Here is a 19,448-nt window from a genome sequence, read left to right as displayed (position 1 = left end):
ATGAAAAAAGCATTCATCATACTCTCCGCCGCCGCGCTCTCCGTCGTCGGGACCTCCTGCGAGGACTGGCTCGACATGCCCTCCTACACGACGGTCGATACCGAAACGGCGTTCAAGGACGAGACCTCGGCCGAAATCTACGTCCGGGGCTGCTACCGCGGCCTGATCCACCAGGAGATGTACTACCAGCTGGGCATGGGCGACACGGCCATGCACTCCTCGGAGGACGGCACCACCAACAACTCCAAGTACAACGTCTGCAACTATTTCTACGACACGCAGTCGCCCTACACAGTCACCACCATCTTCAGCGAGCAGTACCGCATCATCGAGGCCACCAACATCGCCATCGACAAGATCTCGCAGATGGGCGGCTCGGCCAAGTGCAAGGCCCTCCTGGCCGAGGCCTATGCCATCCGCGCTTTCTGCTACCTGAACCTGATCCGCATCTATGGCGACGTGCCGGCCGTCTGGCAGCCGCTCGAAACGATGGACCCCAACGACGACAACACGTTCTATCCCCGCCGTTCGTCGCGCGACGCGATCTACGACCGGATCATCTCCGACATGCAGGCCACCGTCGAGGACCTGCCGACCAAGGCCGAGAACCCCTACGGCACGCTCGAGCGCCTCACGCGCGACGCAGGCTATGCCCTCCTGGCCCGCATCGCCCTCTATGCCGGCGGCTACTCGCTGCGCTGGAACCTCGAAACGCTCGACCCCGCGAGCATGAAGATGGAGCGCCGCAGCGACGAGGGCCGCGTGCGCGAACTTTACCAGATCGCCAGCGACGCCTGCGAGAAAGTGATGGGGCTGCCCGGCAATACCCTCTTGCAGGCCCAGAACGGCATGACCGGATTCCAGTTCCTGTGGTACAATTTCTGCCAGCGCAACTTCTCGGCCACCATGCCCGAGATGCTGTGGGAGCTCTCCAACTACGGCGCCACGACCAACTCGCAGTTCGGCGGTTTCGCCCATACGGGCACCCGCGGCGGTCTCTACGGCTCGCTCAAGGCCATGCAGTTCATGCTGCCGACCTACTACCTCTCGTTCGATGCCAAAGACACGCGCCGCGATGTGACGTGCGCCCCGTACAGCATCTATTTCCTCAACAAGGGCGCAGCCGACGACACGTGGGTGGACGTGGGAACGACCTATTCGTGCATCATGCACGGCAAGTTCCGCCACAACTGGCGCGTCCAGCTCAACACCACGCGCAAGTACAACCTTAACATTCCCGTATTGCGGTACAGCGACGTGCTGCTCATGTACGCCGAAGCGCAGAATTTCCTCAACGGAGGTCCCACGCAGGGCGCCAAGGACGCCTTGAAAGAGGTGCGCACGCGGGCCGGCGTGGCCGACCTGCCCATACCGACCTCGCAGGACGATTTCGAGGAGGCCGTTTTGCAGGAGCGCAAATGGGAGTTCGCCGGGGAGTTCATGCTGCGCACCGACATCATCCGCATGAACCGGCTGGCCAAAGAGGTAGCCAATACCCGGCAGGCCATGCAGGACCTCTCGGACCGTGCGGGCGACTACACGGAGGTGGCCACCTACCGGCTCTACAAATACCAGTTGGACGACCAGGAGTGGGGCGGCAAGACCTCGAAAGTCGATTTCATCGACCTGACCGACGCCCAGCAGATCGCCACGGCCACGGCCGTTCCGACCGACGCCTCGGAATTCGCCGCCTACCAGACCGCGCTGGCCGAGATCGTCCGCGCCCACGGCATGACCTGGAAAGACGGAGACAAGTGGTATCCCGTCAACATGTTCGAGGCCTACACCTCGACCTTCAACGGCAACGCCCGCAAGGCCGTAGGTTTCACGGGAGGCTTCAACCAGTTGCAGATCGGAAACATCATCTACACCAAGCCCACCGGTTCGGCCGAGAACGGCGGCAAGTACCCCGACTGGATCAGGGCGGCCGACGGTTCGGACGGCATCTACTACGGCTTCAAGGAGAACTGCGTGGAGCTGCTGCCCTTTGCAGCCAAAGCCGCCGGACACCCGATCATCGACAACCCCAACCTCACGCAGCACCCCGGCTACAAATAGCGGAACGCATATGGCGCGTATCCGGCGGGTTCGGCCCGCCGGTACCGCCGCCGTTCCGAAAATTCGAAAAACCGTAAAACGACCATACACATGAAACGATATATGACCTATCTGCTGCCCCTCTGCGCCGCGCTCTTCGCGGGGAACGGATGCAGCGACGACACGATCTACGAGGCGGCCAACAAAGGGGGCGTCTTTCCAGACTACGGCCAGGTGCTCGCATTCCCCGGCGCCGAGGGCTTCGGCCGCTTCGCCACGGGCGGCCGCGGCGGCGAAATCGTCCACGTCACCAACCTCAACGCCTCGGGCGAGGGTTCGTTCGCCGACGCCGTGAGCAAGCCCAACCGCGTCGTGCTGTTCGACGTGGCGGGCGTGATCGATCTCAACAAAGGAGCCGTGGTGCTCAAGAGCAACCAGACGATCCTCTTCCAGACCGCGCCGGGCGACGGCGTGGTGCTCTACAACGGGCGCGTCAGCTCGTCGGGCGCTTCGAACCTGATCGTGCGCTACATGCGCATCCGCACGGGCCGTCAGGTCGGCGGCAGCGACAACATGGACGCCGGTGGCCTCTCGAGCGGCGAGCACGTGATCTACGACCACTGCTCGTTCACCTGGGGCACGGACGAGAATTTCTCGATCAACGCCGACAACAAGGGCACCCGTCCGCGCAACATCACCATCCAGAACTCGATCATCGGCCAGGGCTGCATGAACCACTCGGCCGGCGGTCTGATCCAGACCAACACCGACGAGGGCGTGACGATCTTCCGCAACCTGTTGATCGACAACGGCACGCGCAATTTCAAGATCAAGGGCCTGAATCAGTACGTCAACAACGTGATCTACAACTGGGGCAACGGCGGCGCCTACATCATGGGCGGAGATTCGTCGGGTGAGTCGCTCACGGACATCCAGAACAACTATTTCATCACGGGTCCCTGCTGGACATGGCGCAACACCGGTCTGGACGACATCAAGGAGAAATACCCCGATACGTGGGAGCAGGTGATCGCCGATACGGAAAACTGCACGGTCGCCACCGAGGGCAAGTACTACGAACTGCGCCGTCAGGAGGGAGCCGCCGCTCCGTTCAGCCGCGGCAACGACGGATTCAAGACCTGGTGCGTGGGCAATTACTACGACCGGAACAAGAACGGCTCGCTCGACGGCGAGGAGATCACCCGCACGAATTTCGAGGCGCTCAACGGCTGGGACGGCCCCACGTTCCTCGACGCCCGGCCCGAAGAGCACCCCGTGATCGGTGTGATGACCTCGGCCGCGGAGGCTTACGAGTGGGTGGTAGCCAACGTGGGCGCTTCGCTGCCCCGCCGCGACAAGGTGGACGCCTACATGATCGAGGAGCTCGCGTCGCTGGGCACCAAGGGTACGATCCTGCGCGACCAGACCGACCCGAAGCACTACCCGCTGGCCGACACCTGGCAGCAGATGGATACCGCGAACAACAAGCCGCTCGACACGGACCACGACGGCATGCCCGATGCGTTCGAGGACGCCAACGGTCTGGACAAGAACGACCCGTCGGATGCCGCAAAAATCGCCAACAACGGCTACATGAACCTGGAGAACTACATCTTCACGCTCGAAAACACCACCAACAACCAATAACTGCTGCACAACGATGAAAAACTGGATAAAATACGTGACTATCGCCTCCCTGGCACTCGCAGCCGCAGGGTGCAGCGACGACGAGACGATCACGGTCTACAAACCCTACACGGCGACCGTGAGTTATGCGGACGACGCGGAGCTGAAGACCTCGGTCGGAACGGGCGACAAGATTTGGATCAACGGGATGGCCTGCATGATCATGGGCACCGGAGAGATCAACCTGCACGACGTGACCCCCGAGCTCGAGTATTTCGCCTACTACCCCGAGCCGCTGCGGCGCGAGGGCTCCGTCCTGGAATACAACCTGCCCGCGACCCAGAACTACACGGCCGGCGGCGTGGACAAGAGCATCTTCCCGATCTGCGCGTTCGCCGATAACGAAAACCTGGAGCAGGGCATCGAGCTCCAGCCCGTGCTGGGCGCTCTCCAGGTGCGCATTCCGGCACCTCCCGACGAGTCGTTCGCCTCGGTGTCGAGCGTCGAGCTCAAATCGGCCGAATACGTGCTCGCGGGCGACGTGCGGATCGACGCCCGCACGGGCGAGGTCTACATCCTGGGCAACGCCACGCAGACGCTGACGATGAAGGGCAGCATCGACACCAAGGAGGGCGCCGACCTGCTGTTCGTCATGCCGCCGCTCACGTTCCGCGACGTGCTCGACGTGAAGATCACCACCACCAAGGGCGTCGCTTCGACCACGCTCGACCTGCGCGGTCAGCGGATCGAGGGCCGCAAAGCCCTCCTGGCCGAGCTCACGGAGATCGACTACCCCTCGACGATCTACTACGGCACGGCCAACTCCATCGTGGTGGCTCCCGGCTCGACCTCCGTCAAGGTCGACTGCGCGGTCCGCACCACCCGCAGTTCGGTCTACGCCTACGAGAACGACAACAAGGTCGCCGACGAGAAGAACCTGCTGGCCACCTCGGCCAAGGTGCTCTGGAACGACGTTTCGACGGGCTTCATCTCGGGCGTCAAACTCGCCTCGGACCGCAAGTCGTTCACCGCGACCCTCTCGGGCGAGCGGGGCAACGCCGTGGTGGCTATCTGCGACAAGGCAGGCGCTGTGCTCTGGTCGTTCCACATCTGGGTGACCGAGACCGCCGACCACGACTACGGCACCAACGCGCTGGGTAATCATTACGTCGTGATGGACCGCAACCTGGGCGCGACCTCGGCCACCCCCTACGACGCCGACGCCATCGGTCTGCTCTACGAGTGGGGCCGCAAGGACCCGTTCCCCAGCGGCGACGCCGCGTCGGGCCCGACCTGGACCAGAACGCTCTACAACGAGTCCGGAACGGTCGCACGGCCCAAGTCGCAGGCAGGCGGATCGAGCAAGGAGATGCCTTTCGCCATCGCCAACCCGATGGTCTACCTCATGCGCGCCAACTCCAAGTCGAGCACCTCGTCCAAGCCGTATCAATACGCCAACGACTGGCTCAAGTATGCCGACGACGCGCTGTGGGGCAACCCCGAGGGCTACAACAACCCCCCGGCCGCAACGCTCAAGAAGTCGATCTACGACCCCTGCCCCGCCGGGTACATGGTCGCCCCGAACGACGTCTGGCTCAAGGACGCTTCGACCTCGATTTTCCCCGGAACCGGATGGAAGAAAGATGAATCGAACAAGGGGCTGCTCTTCGACTACAACGGCAACAGCAATATCTGGTACCCGGCCGCGGGTCTCTACAACCGCACGAGCGGCAACTTGCAGGACTGCGGCGTAGACGGCTCGACGTTCAAGAGCTGCCCCGTCGGCGGCAAGGACGCCAACGGCGCCTATATCATCATCAAGGGCGATAACCCGACGGCTACGGGCAAGGGCAACTGCCGCGGCAACGCCTACTCGGTACGCTGCGTAAAAGTAAAATAGACCGTACCGCACACATTCAGGAAGATGGCTACGCGCTCCAGCACGGGCCATCTTCCATTATAACCCCACCGCAGGACGGTTTTTCGGGGAAAATGCTTAAATTTGACACTGGATAAAAACCCAAATGAAGATGCTCAGACTATCGACCCTCGTCGGGGCCGCTGCGGCCCTGCTGCTTGCAAGCTGCGGCGCGAACTCCCAGCAGATCGACCGCGCGGCGCTCGTCGAGCGCAACAACCCGCACGTAACGGCGATCGACACCCTCGCGTCGCTCACGGTCGGCAACGGCGAATTCGCATTCACGGCCGACGTGACCGGACTGCAAACCTTTCCCGAGGCCTACCGCCTGGGCGTTCCGCTCGGAACCCAGAGCCAGTGGGGCTGGCACGCATTCCCCAATCCCGAGGGATTCACCCACGACGAGACGCTGCGCGACTACGATTTCGGCCGCGGACGGCAGGAGCCCTATTCGGTCCAGTTCAACGAGCCGGGCCGCCAGCGCGACGCGGCCAACTGGTTCCGCGTGAACCCCCACCGCCTGCACCTGGGTATCGTGGGCTTCGACGGCCTCTCGCCCGACGAGATTGCCGGCGTGGACCAGACGCTCGACATGTGGCACGGCGTGCTGCGCTCGTCGTTCACCGCAGCGGGACAGCAAGTGGCGGTCGAGACCTCGTGCGACCCCGAAAAGGATCAGATCGCCGCACACATCCGCACCGCCGCGCGCATCCCCGTAGCCGTGCGCTTTCCCTACCCCACGGGCGGCCATGCCGACGACGCCTGCGACTGGACCCGGGACGACCTGCACACGACCGAAATCGTCGCCTCGGGCGACGGCTGGGCCATCGTCCGCCGCACGCTCGACAAGACCGTTTACTATGTGAAACTCTCCTGGACCGGCGCCGCCACGCCTGAAATGCGGGGGCGGAATGCGCTCGTGATCCGCCCGACGGCCGACGAATGGACGCTGGCTGTGGAATTTACGCCCGACATGCCCTCGGCCGAGCGTGCCGACGCCGAAGCATCGCAGGCGGCATCGGCAGCGTGGTGGCAGGCATTCTGGCAGCAGGGCGGCGCGGTGGATTTCAGCCGCTGCACCGACCCGCGGGCCAAAGAACTCGAACGCCGCGTGGTGCTGTCGCAATACCTGCTGGCCGTGCAGTGCGCCGGCTCGACGCCCCCGCAGGAGACCGGCCTGACGTACAACTCCTGGTTCGGCAAGTTCCACCTCGAAATGATCTGGTGGCACCAGGCGCAGTTCGCGCTGTGGGGCCACGAAGAGCTGCTCGCGCGCACGCTGCCATGGTACCGCTCGGCGGCTCCCGTGGCCCGCGAGATCGCCGCCCGCCAGGGCTTCGACGGGCTGAGGTGGATGAAGATGACCGATCCGTCGGCCACCGAAGCCCCCTCCAAGGTGGGTTCGTTCCTCATCTGGCAGCAGCCCCATCTGATCTACCTGGCGGAGTTGCTCTACCGCGCCGATCCGTCCGAGGAGGTGCTGGACGCCTATTACGACCTGGTGCAACAGACCGCGGCGTTCATGTACTCGTTCGCGGAGTACGACGGCATGGAGAACCGCTACATCCTGCGCGGCGCCATTCCGGCACAGGAGACTCTGCGTGCCGCGGAGACCGTGAACCCGCCGTTCGAACTCTCTTACTGGCATTTCGCCCTCTCCACGGCCCAGAAATGGCGCGAGCGGCGGGGCGAGCGGCGCAACCTCGACTGGGACGAGTGCATCGACAAGCTCTCGCCGCTGGCCGCACAGGACGGGCTCTACCTTGCGGCCGAGACGGCGACCGACACCTACCGGGACATCCGCTTCACGTCGGACCACATGGCCGTGCTGGCCGCGCTGGGCGTGCTGCCCAAATGCCCGCTGGTGCGCGAAGACATCATGCACGACACCTTCGACTGGATCTACGACAACTGGAACTGGGGCCGCACCTGGGGCTGGGACTACCCCACCACGGCCATGAACGCCGTGCGGCTGGGCGAGCCTGAAAAGGCGCTGAACGCCCTCATGATGGAGAAACGCACCAACACCTACCTCCCCAACGGCCACAACTACCAGGACAAGCGGCTGCGCTGCTACCTGCCCGGCAACGGCGGTCTCTTGACGGCCGTGGCGCTCATGTGTGCCGGCTGGGACGGCTGCCAGACGGAAAACCCCGGCTTCCCGAAAGACGGCACGTGGGACGTGCGGTGGGAGGGAATCAAACCCATGCCTTAGCCCATGAAACGCACGATCTGTCTTCTCCTCGCAGCAGCGCTGCCGGCGGTGCTTTTGCAGGCCCAGTCTGTGAAGCCCGCCCGCCTGAACGAGGACTACACCTACAACCTCACGTCAGGCAGCGAACGGCCCCTGCACTACCGGCCCGCAGGCGACGGGTCGGTGGCGGCCACGGACGGCACGGCCCGCTTCAACCGCGCGCTCTACGGCGCACACACGGGGTTCCGCGTGGAGTGCAGCGACTACCCCGAATTCGGGCTCTACCTGCCGCGCATGGGCGGCAACTTGCAACTCGACTGCAACCACATCACTTGCGAAGCCCGCTACACGCCCGGACGCATGGACTACTCGCTCGACGAGGGCCGCATCCGCATCGAGGTGCAGGTCCGGCGCTCGGAAGACGCCGCGCTGTGGCGCATTGCGAACGGCTCCGAGAGCGAGCAGCGCATCGGCATCCGCTTCGGCGGCGTGGCGGACAAGAAATTCTACCGCGAGGGCGACCTCGGGGTGGACCGGCCCGACTGCTTCGATCTGAAGCCGGAGTACTGCGCGGGCAACACCTACGAGGTAACGGGCAACGTCGTGAAGATCGGCTACGGCGCCAAGGAGCGCAAGACGCTGACGCTGGTGGTCCCGACAGAATCGCACCGCATCACGGAGCTGCCCGCATTCGAGGGCGAAATGGTGTTGGCACCCGGCGAGAAGCGCTGCATCGCCCTCTTTCCGGCGGACGTCGCGCCTCGCACCGAGCAGGAGCTTCCCGCCCTCCTGACGCAGGCCGAGCGCGAGCGGACCGCAATCGCCTCGACGCTCTCGATCTCGACGCCCGACCCGTGGATCGACCCCATCGGCGGCGCGCTCGCCGTAGCGGCCGACGGCATCTGGAGCGGCCGGGCGTGGCTGCACGGCGCAATCGGCTGGCGCACGCCCCACCTGGGGTGGCGGGGCGCCTACGTGGGCGACGCGATCGGCTGGCACGACCGCGCCCGCACCCATTTCGACACCTACGCCGCCAACCAGGTTACGGACATCGAACCCGTTTTCGACCACCCGCGACAGGATTCGGCCCTCAACCTCGCCCGCGCCGAGAAGCGCTGGGGCACACCCATGTACAGCAACGGCTACATCTGCCGCCGCCCGGGCAAGAAAGACGAAATGTCGCACTACGACATGAATCTGGTCTACATCGACGCCCTCGTGCGCCACCTGCGCCACACGGGCGACACGGCCTGCATGCGGCGGATTTTCCCGGTCATCGAGCGTCACCTCGCGTGGGAAAAACGCAATTTCGACCCCGACGGCGACCACCTCTACGACGCCTACTGCTGCATCTGGGCCAGCGATGCGCTCTACTACGCGGGCGGGGCGGTCACGCACGCCTCAGCCTATAACTATTTCGCCAACCGCGAGGCGGCCCGCATCGCCTGTCGGATCGGGCTGGACGGCACGCCCTACCGCGCCGAGGCCGACTCGATCCTGGCCGCCATGCACCGCGAGCTGTGGCTCCCCGACGAGGGGCACTGGGCCGAGTACCGCGACCTCGGGGGTCACCGCCGGGTGCACCCCTCGGCCGCCGTGTGGACGATCTACCACGCGCTCGATTCCGAAACCACGGACCCGCTGCGGGCCTGGGCCTCGACCCGCTACCTCGACGAGCGGATTCCCCGCATTCCGCTCCGCTCGCGCGATTTCGACGAGGGCGCCTACCACCTCGTCTCGACGACCGACTGGAAACCCTACTCGTGGAGCATCAACAACGTGGCCATCGCCGAGGTGATGCACACGGCGCTCGCCTACTGGCAGGCCGACCGGCCCGAGGAGGCGTTCCGCCTGATGAAGAGCGTGGCGATGGACAACATGTATCTGGGCACGTCGCCCCTGAATTTCGGGCAGATCAGCCACCTCGACGCCGCACGCGGCGAGTGTTACCGTGATTTCGCCGACCCCGTCGGGGTCTGGTCGCGGGCGCTCACCGAGGGGCTCTTCGGCATCCGGCCCGACCGGATCGGCGAACGCCCAGCGGTCGAACTGCGACCTGGATTTCCAGCCGCGTGGGACCATGCCTCGATCGCGCTGCCGCAGATCGCCTACACGTTCGAACGCACGCAGGGCGTCTCGACCTACCGGATCGAAAACCGCTACGGAGGCGATACCCGCATCTGGCTGGTCGTGGCGGCCGAGGGGCTGCGCAGCGTGCGCGTCAACGGCCGCGAAGCCGCGTGGAGCGGGGTCGAGAACTCGGTCGGAGTGCCCCGCATCCGCATCGACGCCGGAACCGAACCGGTCGCAACGGTAGTCATCGACTGCAGCGGCCCGGCGGCCGAACCCCGTGCCACGAGCAACATCCGCTTTGAGGGCGACATCGCATTCCACGAGGTGACGGCCGACGGTCTGGCGTGGTGGCTCCCCGAGGAACCCGACCTCAGCGAGACGCCCGCCCCGGAGAACGGTTTTACGGACATCCGGCCCGAACTGTTCCGCACGGTGGACCTCGCACCTGCGTACAACGCCTCGGTGACGGATATTTTCCGGAGCCGCTACCTCTCGCCGCGCCCCGCGTGCACGACGCTCCAGCTGCCCGTGCAGGGGATCGGCGAGTGGTGCCACCCCACCGAGACCGCTGAGATCGACGACAGCGGACTGCGGGCCGCTATCGGGGCCGACGGGCTTTTGCAGACGGCTCCGGGCATCGCGTTCCGCCTGCCGCGCGAGGGACGCAATATTCTCTTTACCTCACTTTGGGACAACTACCCCGACCGGGCCGCGGTACCCCTTTCGGGCCGCGCCGCGCATGCCTACCTCCTCTTGGCCGGCTCGACCAACCACATGCAGTGCCGCATCGCCAACGGAGTGGTCCGCATCCGCTATGCCGACGGCACCGAGCAGACGACCGAACTGGTCAACCCCGACAACTGGGCGCCCGTCGAGCAGGACTTTTACTACGACGCACACGCTTTTGCTCCGGGCGACGGGTGGCTGCCGCCCTACCGCCTGTATTTGGGTTCGGGGCGTATGAGCCGCACGCTGGGCGACGAGCTGGGTATCGACGGAGTATACGGACGCCGGATCGACGGCGGCGCGGGCGTGGTGCTGGACATCGCGCTCGATCCGTCGCGCGAACTGAAAGAGCTGGAACTGGAGACGCTCTCGAACGACGTGGTGATCGGCCTGATGGCCGTGACCCTCCAAAATCCCGAACCATGAAACGAACCCTGCTTACGACTCTCCTCCTCGTCGCCGCAGCGCCCCTGGTGCGGGCGCAGCAGCCGACCGACTGGTACCCCGTGGCGCGCGACCACAAACCTTTCGTGCGCTGGTGGTGGCCCGGCAGCGCCGTGGACCGCGAAGGGCTGACCTACAACCTCGAACAGTTTGCCCAAAAGGGCATAGGGGGCGTGGAGATCACCCCCATCTACGGGGTTCAGGGCAACGAGGCCAGCGACATCGACTACCTCTCGCCCCGCTGGATGGAGATGCTGCGCCACACGATCTCGGAGGGCGAACGGCTGGGGATCGAGATCGACATGAGCAACTGCACGGGCTGGCCGTTCGGCGGTCCGAACATCTCGACCGACCACAGCGCCCGCAAACGCATCGTCGAGGAGTGGACGCTCCGCAAGGGCGAGTGCATTGCCGATAAAATCCGCCCGCGCGACCCGCGCCAGCAGCCGCTGGCCAAGCTCGAACGGGTGATGGCGTTCGACGGCCGACGCCGCCTCGACCTGACGGAGCGTGTCGGCGGCGACACGCTGCTGCGCTGGCGCGCCCCGCGCGGGGAGTGGAACGTGTATGCCCTCTTTTCGGGCCGAACCCTGCAAAAGGTCAAGCGCGCGGCGCCGGGCGGCGCGGGGCTGGTGATGAACCACTACGACAGCACGGCGCTCGGCCACTACCTCCGTCGTTTCGACGAGGCGTTCGCCGCGTCGGGCTGCCCCTGGCCGAACACCTTTTTCAACGACTCGTTCGAGGTCTACGGCGCCGACTGGGACGACCGGCTGCTCGCAGCATTCGAGCGCCTGAACGGCTACCGGCTCGAGGAGTACCTGCCCGAATTTCTGGCGCGCGACGGCAGCGACCTTTCGGCCCGCGTGGTGTCGGACTACCGCCGGACGCTCTTCGAGATGCTCCTTGCGAATTTCACCCGGCCCTGGACCGCCTGGGCCCACGCCCGCGGCGTGAGGACCCGCAACCAGGCACACGGCTCGCCGGGCAACATCATCGACCTCTACGCCGCGGTGGATATCCCCGAGTGCGAGTCGTTCGGGCAGACGCCGTTCGCCATTCCGGGCCTGCACCGCGACGACGGACCCTCGCGCGAGAACGACGCGGACCCCGCGGTGCTCAAATTCGCCTCCTCGGCCGCGCACCTGACGGGCAAGCGGCAAACCTCGGCCGAGGCCCTGACGTGGCTGACCGAGCATTTCCGCACGCCGCTCGCGCTCTGCAAGCCCGAGATCGACCAGATGTTCGCCGCGGGAGTCAACCACCTCTATTTCCACGGCGCACCCTACTCGCCCGCCGGAGCCGCATTCCCCGGCTGGCTCTTCTACGCCACGGTCAACCTCTCGCCCACCAACTCCATCTGGCGCGACGCCCAGGGGTTGTTCGGCTATGTGGCGCGCTGTCAGGCGTTTCTCACGGCCGGGGAGCCCGACAACGACCTGCTTCTCTACCTCCCGCTCTACGACATCTGGCGCGAGCAGCAGGGCAAGCAGTTCCTGATGTTCGACATCCACAAGATGGATCGCACGATGCCCCGCTTCAAGCAGGCCGTGCAGACCGTGCTGGCCGCGGGGTACGACTGCGACTACCTCTCGGACCGCTACCTGCGAACGCTTCGCGTGGAGGCGGATGGTACCTTGGTCAGCGAGGGCGGCGCCCGCTACCGCGCCCTCGTCCTGCCCGACTGCCGCCTGATGCCGCTCGAGAGCATGCGGCGGCTCGCGGAGTTCGTGCGCGAGGGTGCCACGGTGGCGTTCATCGGTTCGGTGCCCGACGACGTGCCGGGGCTCTCGGACCTCAAACGCCGCCGCAAGGCCCTCCGAAAACTCTTCCGGGAGCTGCCCGGGCTGACCGCATCGGACGGCACGACCGTAACCGCGTATGGCAAGGGGCGCTTCATCACCGGGCGCAAGTATGCCGAGGTGCTCGCGGCGACGGGTGCAAGGCCCGAACCGCTGCGCTTCCTCGAGGGCGGGCAGATGATCCGCCGCACGAACGAGGTCGGGGGCAAAAACTACTTCCTCGCCCTGCTCGGCAGCCGCGCCGTGGACGGCTGGGTCACGCTCTCGACCCGCGCCGCCGCCGTGGAGCTGTTCGACCCCCTCACGGGGGAGCGCGGCATGGCCCTGACGCGCACCGACGCGGAGGGAACGACCGACGTGAGGCTGCAACTGCCCGCCGGAGGTTCGATGCTGCTGAAATGCTTCCCCGAGCCGCCAGCCGAGGCTCCCGAAGCGTGGAACTACTACGTCCCGGACACCGAACGCACGCGCACACTGGACCGCAACTGGGTGTTGCAGTTTCTGGAGAGCGACCCCGCAATGGGTTCCCGCAACAACGCACCGGACGCCGGACACGAACAGGCCGCCCGAATGCTCAACCGCGAGCGGATCGGGATCGAAGCTGCCGACCCGGCCGAAAAGAGCTATATCATCGACACGCCCCACTCGTGGACCGAGATTGCCGATCCGGTGGCTTCGGTCAACGTCGGCACGGCCCGGTACAGCCTGACATTCACTTTGGACGACCCGGAAACCGCGGCCGACTGGGTGCTCGATCTGGGCGACGTGCGCGAGAGCGCCGCCGTTCGGGTCAACGGCCACCCTGTCGGCGTGCTGTGGTCGGTGCCTTTCACCCTCCGCATCGGGCGCTGGCTCCGCGCCGGCGAGAACACGCTCGAGGTCGACGTGACGAACCTCCCGGCCAACCGCATCGCCGACATGGAGCGGCGGGGCGTCAGGTGGCGCATCTTCAAGGATGCCAACGTGGCGAGCGTCACCAATGCCAAAGAGTTCGATTTCGGCCAGTGGGAGGTCGTGCCGAGCGGGCTCAACGCGCCCGTCACGCTGACGCCCGTACAGAAAATCGACGAATACGAAAACCGATAACCGAATATGAAAAAAACGATCTTATGGCTGCTTGCCGCCACGCTGCTGGCAGGCACGGTCGCTGCACAGGAGATTCCCTCGCGCAGCGAAACGCTCCGTACGCTCATCCGCGTGAACGACTATTTCATGAAGAAGCACGCCGACCCGACGGCCGTGATGCCCTACTACTCGCGCAAGAAAGTCTACGAGTCGAACATCTGGACCCGCGCCGTCTATTACGAGGGACTGATGGCCTTGTACGGAATCTACCCCGAGAACCGCTATTACGACTACGCCTGCGACTGGGCCGAGTTCCACAAGTGGGGCATGCGCCGCGACAACACCACCTCGCGCAACGCCGACAACTACTGCTGTGCACAGACCTACATCGACCTCTACCGCCTCACCCCGCGGCCGGAGATGCTCACCAAGACCGTCGCGGCCATGAACATGCTCGTCAACACCCCGCAAGTGGACGACTGGACGTGGATCGACGCCATTCAGATGGGAATGCCCGTGCTCGTGAAACTGGGCGTCGACCGTGGCGACGACCGCTACTGCGAGAAAGCGTGGAAGATGTATGCCTGGAGCCGCAACACGCTGGCCGGAGGGCTTTACAACGAAAAGGAGGGACTCTGGTGGCGCGACAAGGATTTCGTACCGCCCTACAAGGAGCCCAACGGCCGCAACTGCTACTGGTCGCGCGGGAACGGCTGGGTCGTGGCCGCGCTGGTGCGCGTGCTGGACGAACTGCCGGCCGACGCACCCCACCGCGAGGTCTATGTCGAGGACCTGCGGACCATGTGCCGGGCGCTGAAAAAGTGCCAGCGCAAGGACGGGTTCTGGAACGTCAGCCTGCACGACGAGACGAACTACGGCGGCCCAGAGACCTCGGGCACCGCGCTGTTCGTCTACGGTATGGCCTGGGGCGTGAACAACGGGGTGCTGGACCGCGCCGAGTACCTGCCCGTAATCGTCAAGGCCTGGAATGCCATGTGCTCCCAGGCGGTGCATGAAAACGGATTCCTGGGTTACGTGCAGGGCACGGGCAAGGAGCCCAAGGACGGACAGCCGGTCACCCACACGTCGGTTCCCGATTTCGAGGACTACGGCACGGGCTGCTTTCTGCTGGCCGGAACGGAGGTCTACAAACTGCAATAAAACCTCTTATGCGCACGCTGGCTCTTTTGTTCGCCCTGCTATCCGCCCTGCCCTCCCGCGGGCAGGAGCAGCGGCTCTACCTCTCCGGCACGGGGCTCTCAGACACCCGGACCTGGGAGTTCTACTGCACCGAGGGCCGGCGCAGCGGCTCGTGGAGCACGATCGAGGTGCCCTCGCAATGGGAGCTGCAAGGCTTCGGGGCGTACTGCTACGGCCGCTGGTACAAGGAGGGCCCGAAGCATCCGCCGCGCGAGGAGGGCATCTACCGCCTGGCATTCGACGTGCCTGCCGCCTGGCGCGGCCGGGCCGTGCGGATCGTCTTCGAGGGGGTGATGACCGACACCGAGGTGCTGCTGAACGGGCGTTCGGCGGGTCCCGTACACCGGGGCGGCTTCAACGAATTCTCCTACGACGTTTCGCGCCTGCTGCGTTATGGCCGGACGAACCGGATCGAGGTGCGCGTCGCCAAAGAGTCGGCCGACAAGTCGGTCAACGCTGCCGAGCGCAAGGCCGACTGGTGGATTTTCGGCGGTATCTACCGCCCCGTCTACCTCGAAGCCCGGCCTGCGGTGCATATCGACCGCCTGGCGCTCGACCCGCGGGCCGACGGAACGCTGCGGGCCGTCGTGCACACCACGCCGCTGCCGGCGGGCTGTTCGCTCACGCTGGCCCTGGACGGAGCCGATCCCCGCACCGTGCCGCTCGGCACCGGAACGCGGCACGACGTGCAGACCGCCTGGGAGGGCGTGCGGACCTGGCACCCCGAGCATCCGCAGCTCTACACCCTCTCGGCGACGCTCCGCGATGCACGGGGCCGTGCGCTGCACACCACGAGCGAGCGAATAGGCTTCCGGACGGTAGAGGTGCGCCCGGGCGACGGCTTGTATGTCAACGGGGTCAAGACGATCCTCAAGGGGATCAACCGCCACTCGTTCCATCCCGACGGAGGACGTACGACCGACCCGTCGATCAGCCTCGCGGACGGACTGCTCATCAAGGAAATGAACATGAATGCCGTCCGGGTCCACTACGCTCCCGACCGCCACTTTCTGGATGTCTGCGACTCGCTGGGCATCTTCGTCGTGGACGAACTGGCGGGGTGGCAGAACGCCTACGCCACGGCCGTCGGCTCCCGCTTGCAGGAGGAGTTCGTCGCGCGCGACCGCAACCGACCGTGCGTCATTCTGTGGAGCAACGGCAACGAGGGCGGCTGGAACACGGCGCTCGACGCCCGCTTCGCCGAACTGGACCCGCAGGGGCGGTGCGTCATCCACCCCTGGGCCGATTTCGGGGCGATCGACGCCCACCACTACCCCGCCTACCAGACCGGGGTGGCACGCTTTACCAATGGCCGCAAACTCTTCATGCCCACGGAGTTCATGCACGGCATGTACGACCAGGGCCACGGCGCGGGGCTCGAAGATTTCTGGGCCCAATACACCGCCTCGCCCCTGTTCGCCGGCGGCTTCCTGTGGGATTTCTCGGACAACGCCGTGCGCCGCACCGACCGCGGCGGAGCGCTCGATTCGGACGGCTCGAACGGGGCCGACGGCATCCTGGGACCCTACCGCGAAAAGGAGGGCAGCTACTACGCCGTGCGCGACATCTGGGCTCCCGTGCAGTTCGAAGAGCTGCGCATCACCCCCTCGTTCGACGGCCGGATGCTGGTTCGCAACGGCTACCTCACGACCCCGCTCAGTGCGTGCACGGCCCGCTACCGGCTGCTCGCGGTGCCGGGACCGGACGCCGGGGAGGTGCGGGTCATGTCCGAGGGCGAGGTAGCGCTGCCGGCGCTGGAGCCGCATTGTACGGGTTATGCCCGGATGGTGCTGCCGGACAATTTCTTCGAAGCCGATGTGCTTGAAATAACCACATTTCATCCCTCGGGACTCCCCTCTGCGACCCGCACGTGGCCCGTCGACCAGGCCAGAGTATATGCCGACAAGGTCCTCCCCGGGCCGGCGCCGGCACAAAGCGCCTCTCTGCACGCGGAGCAGGGAGCGGTCACGCTCGCAGGCGGCGGGGTCCGGGTACGCTTCGACACCGCGACCGGGCTGATCGCAGAGGTCCGCAACGCCGCGGGCATACTCTCGCTCGCAGGGGGTCCCGTTCCCGTGGGGATGAACGCCCGCCCGTTCCGTGCGGAGCCCCGCATGGAGGGCGACACGGCCGTCTTGACGATCTACTACAAGGGCGCCGTAGACTCGATCCGCTGGCAGATGACCCCGGCTGGGTTGCTGACGATGAATGCGGTGCTGCTCGACAAGGCAAGCGGCGGCTCGGGCTTCGACGACGCCCTGACGGAGCGCGACGTACTCAATTTCGGCTTCACGTTCGACTACCCGGAGCAACAGGTACGCGGCGTCCGCTGGTTCGGGCGCGGCCCCTACCGGGTCTGGAAGAACCGCCTGCGAGGCGTGAATCTGGGCATCTGGGAGAAAGCGTACAACGACACCCAAACCGGTGCAGCCTACGAGCGGCTGGTCTACCCCGAGTTCAAGGGCTACCATGCCGACCTGCGGTGGGCGACGCTGCAAACGAGGGAATCGGATTTCACGGTCTACGCCCTTACAGACGGCGTTTATCTCAGGCTCTACACCCCCGGCGAACCGGCCGACAACAAGGCTTTTCGCGCCTACCCCGAATTCCCGGCGGGCGACATCTCGTTCCTGCTGGAAATTCCGGCCATCCGCTCGTTCAAACCCGTCTCGGAGCACGGCCCCCGCAGCCAGCCCGGCAATATCCGGGTCAAAAAGGGCGATGAGGGCATTCCGGTCAGGCTCGCGTTCGATCTGAAGGGCAAAAACTAAAAAACACAGCCACATTCGAAAGAGATCGATTGTGACTGAGTTTTTTAACCGAAACGCAACTATTTGAAACGAAACAGTCTATTGGTTCTGTTCCCCTTTAGATTTTTTGGCAGACTCTTCTTTACTCTCATTTATTTTTTGGACCGTAAAGTCAGCAACGGCTAAATCGAATTTTTCAGGGAACTTGACAGCTCCCAGTCTCCGAGCTATTTCCTTTCGCTGCAACCTGTAATACCATCTGAAGATACGTACATGCAGGCCGCACCAAAGAGCTCTGCCAAAAAAATAGATACTATAACATATTACTGCGGAATAACAGACAGCCGAAAGAAAGAAAAAAGTAAATATCCGACTGAAATCGGAAGGCCATGCATAATTTTCACCTTTTCCGGAAAAAAGCAGATAGAGATAAACCGCAATCATGCATCCGAACAGGGTCAGCGCATAGCGCCTTTTCGGTGAGACGGGTACGGCTTTCGACAAAAGGATGAGCGTGACATTGGAAGCCCGGTCATCGAGGGCTGACGATCCGTAATCTTTCAAGAGACATACCAAAAGAAATGCCAGACAAACAAACCCGGAACCCCACAAAAATGCATAGGCCGGATAGCCGATCTGCATAACGGGTATAATGCCCAAGACCAAAAGCGTATAAAGCCCCAACAATAAGCAACTGCTTCCGAAAAATTGAATCGACTTGAGCTTTTCATGAAATTGATCTTGCCTGATGAGCAGCGTATTCAATCCCTTGTATATGTGATCGAATTTCTTTAAATCGTCCTCGTTGGAACCGACCAAACCGGACATGAAATCGATTCGCTGCCTTAAGTTATTCAGATCGCCGATATCCTGCACAAGTCTGTCATGTCGGACGGAACGCTTGGATTCACCGAATTTCTCAAAAAACTCTTTCAACCCGCCCATGTTGGATTCATACAAAACCCATCCCAGATTCAGGGCCATGCCGAATGAGAGCAATCCGACAAAAGAACTGTAATTGAATTCAGGAAAAAACACGATAAAAGGTTAGAGTTTGGCACGAAGATCAGGACTGCTTAAGAGATCGGAATCTGTTGAGCATCTATATCCTTCAATGATTTCAGCAAAATCTGAACAACCTGCGGATTATTGAAATTACCGATCGCTTTTTTGTTAGTAATGTCCGTCTCTAAACGGAACGCCTGTCCATCGGTACATGTGAAATGCACCGGAACACCGTTATAAATTATTCTGCTGTCGGTCCGGTAGAGTTCCACTTGTTCCGGATATTTTTTAAAAAGCTGATAAACAGGAGTGATTGCAGCCCTTTCCTCGTTATAATCCGTCAAATAGACACGAATAAGGCCTTTCCTTTCCAAAAAGCCCTTGACAGCCTCCAGGTATTCAGGCGCGTTGGACACATGCTCGCTCAGCAGATTCATGCAGTAGACCGTTGCATCCACATTGGCATGACGAAACAAAGCCGTTAAAACGATACGTGCGTGTTCTGAATTATTGTTGAAAAAATCCTGATCGCTCTTCATCGATGCCAATCGCTCGATGAAATCTTCATATAAAACATCAACAGCCATAACGTTGATAATAAGGAAATT

General features: G+C 63.7%; 10 protein-coding genes. 8 read left to right on the top strand and 2 right to left on the bottom strand.

Annotated elements, in window-relative coordinates; genetic code table 11:
- From ACMQ11_RS00680 to ACMQ11_RS00645, 8 genes are all read left to right on the top strand, one after another.
- Window positions 1-2,058 (top strand): RagB/SusD family nutrient uptake outer membrane protein, encoded by a 2,058-nt coding sequence (locus ACMQ11_RS00680; protein WP_418990732.1) that lies wholly within the window; start codon window positions 1-3, stop codon window positions 2,056-2,058.
- Window positions 2,059-2,148: 90 nt separating this feature from the next.
- Entirely contained in the window at window positions 2,149-3,684 is a 1,536-nt protein-coding gene (locus ACMQ11_RS00675) for a pectate lyase family protein (RefSeq protein WP_418990731.1), read from the top strand.
- Between the two features lie 13 nt (window positions 3,685-3,697).
- Window positions 3,698-5,563, top strand: a complete 1,866-nt coding sequence (locus ACMQ11_RS00670) for a hypothetical protein (RefSeq protein WP_418990730.1) — start codon at window positions 3,698-3,700, stop codon at window positions 5,561-5,563.
- A 130-nt stretch (window positions 5,564-5,693) separates the two neighbouring features.
- Window positions 5,694-7,796 (top strand): hypothetical protein, encoded by a 2,103-nt coding sequence (locus tag ACMQ11_RS00665; protein WP_418990729.1) that lies wholly within the window; start codon window positions 5,694-5,696, stop codon window positions 7,794-7,796.
- A gap of 3 nt (window positions 7,797-7,799) precedes the next feature.
- A complete protein-coding gene (locus ACMQ11_RS00660) occupies window positions 7,800-11,000 on the top strand; it encodes a DUF4450 domain-containing protein (RefSeq protein WP_418990728.1) in 3,201 nt (1,066 codons plus the stop codon).
- Window positions 10,997-13,906, top strand: coding sequence for a glycosyl hydrolase (locus tag ACMQ11_RS00655; protein ID WP_418990727.1), 2,910 nt, complete (start codon window positions 10,997-10,999; stop codon window positions 13,904-13,906). Before ACMQ11_RS00660 ends, ACMQ11_RS00655 begins: the two co-directional genes overlap by 4 nt.
- Before the next feature lie 6 nt (window positions 13,907-13,912).
- Window positions 13,913-15,046, top strand: coding sequence for a glycoside hydrolase family 88 protein (locus ACMQ11_RS00650; protein ID WP_418990726.1), 1,134 nt, complete (start codon window positions 13,913-13,915; stop codon window positions 15,044-15,046).
- Window positions 15,047-15,054: 8 nt separating this feature from the next.
- Window positions 15,055-17,856 carry a glycoside hydrolase family 2 TIM barrel-domain containing protein gene (locus ACMQ11_RS00645; protein WP_418990725.1) on the top strand — a complete coding sequence of 934 codons (2,802 nt, stop codon included), beginning with the start codon at window positions 15,055-15,057 and terminating at the stop codon, window positions 17,854-17,856.
- A gap of 78 nt (window positions 17,857-17,934) precedes the next feature.
- Here ACMQ11_RS00645 and ACMQ11_RS00640 read toward each other — a convergent pair whose 3' ends face one another.
- Both ACMQ11_RS00640 and ACMQ11_RS00635 read right to left on the bottom strand, forming a co-directional pair.
- Window positions 17,935-18,819, bottom strand: coding sequence for a hypothetical protein (locus ACMQ11_RS00640; RefSeq protein WP_418990724.1), 885 nt, complete (start codon window positions 18,817-18,819; stop codon window positions 17,935-17,937).
- Window positions 18,820-18,911: 92 nt separating this feature from the next.
- On the bottom strand, window positions 18,912-19,427 hold the full coding sequence (locus tag ACMQ11_RS00635; protein WP_418990723.1) for a hypothetical protein: 516 nt from the start codon (window positions 19,425-19,427) through the stop codon (window positions 18,912-18,914).
- Between the last annotated feature and the right edge of the window lie 21 nt (window positions 19,428-19,448).

Source organism: Alistipes sp. (genome assembly GCF_048465575.1).
In the GTDB taxonomy this organism is placed as follows: domain Bacteria; phylum Bacteroidota; class Bacteroidia; order Bacteroidales; family Rikenellaceae; genus Alistipes.
Note: the sequence above shows the minus strand (reverse complement) of the source record. Positions and strands in the feature narration are given on the sequence as shown.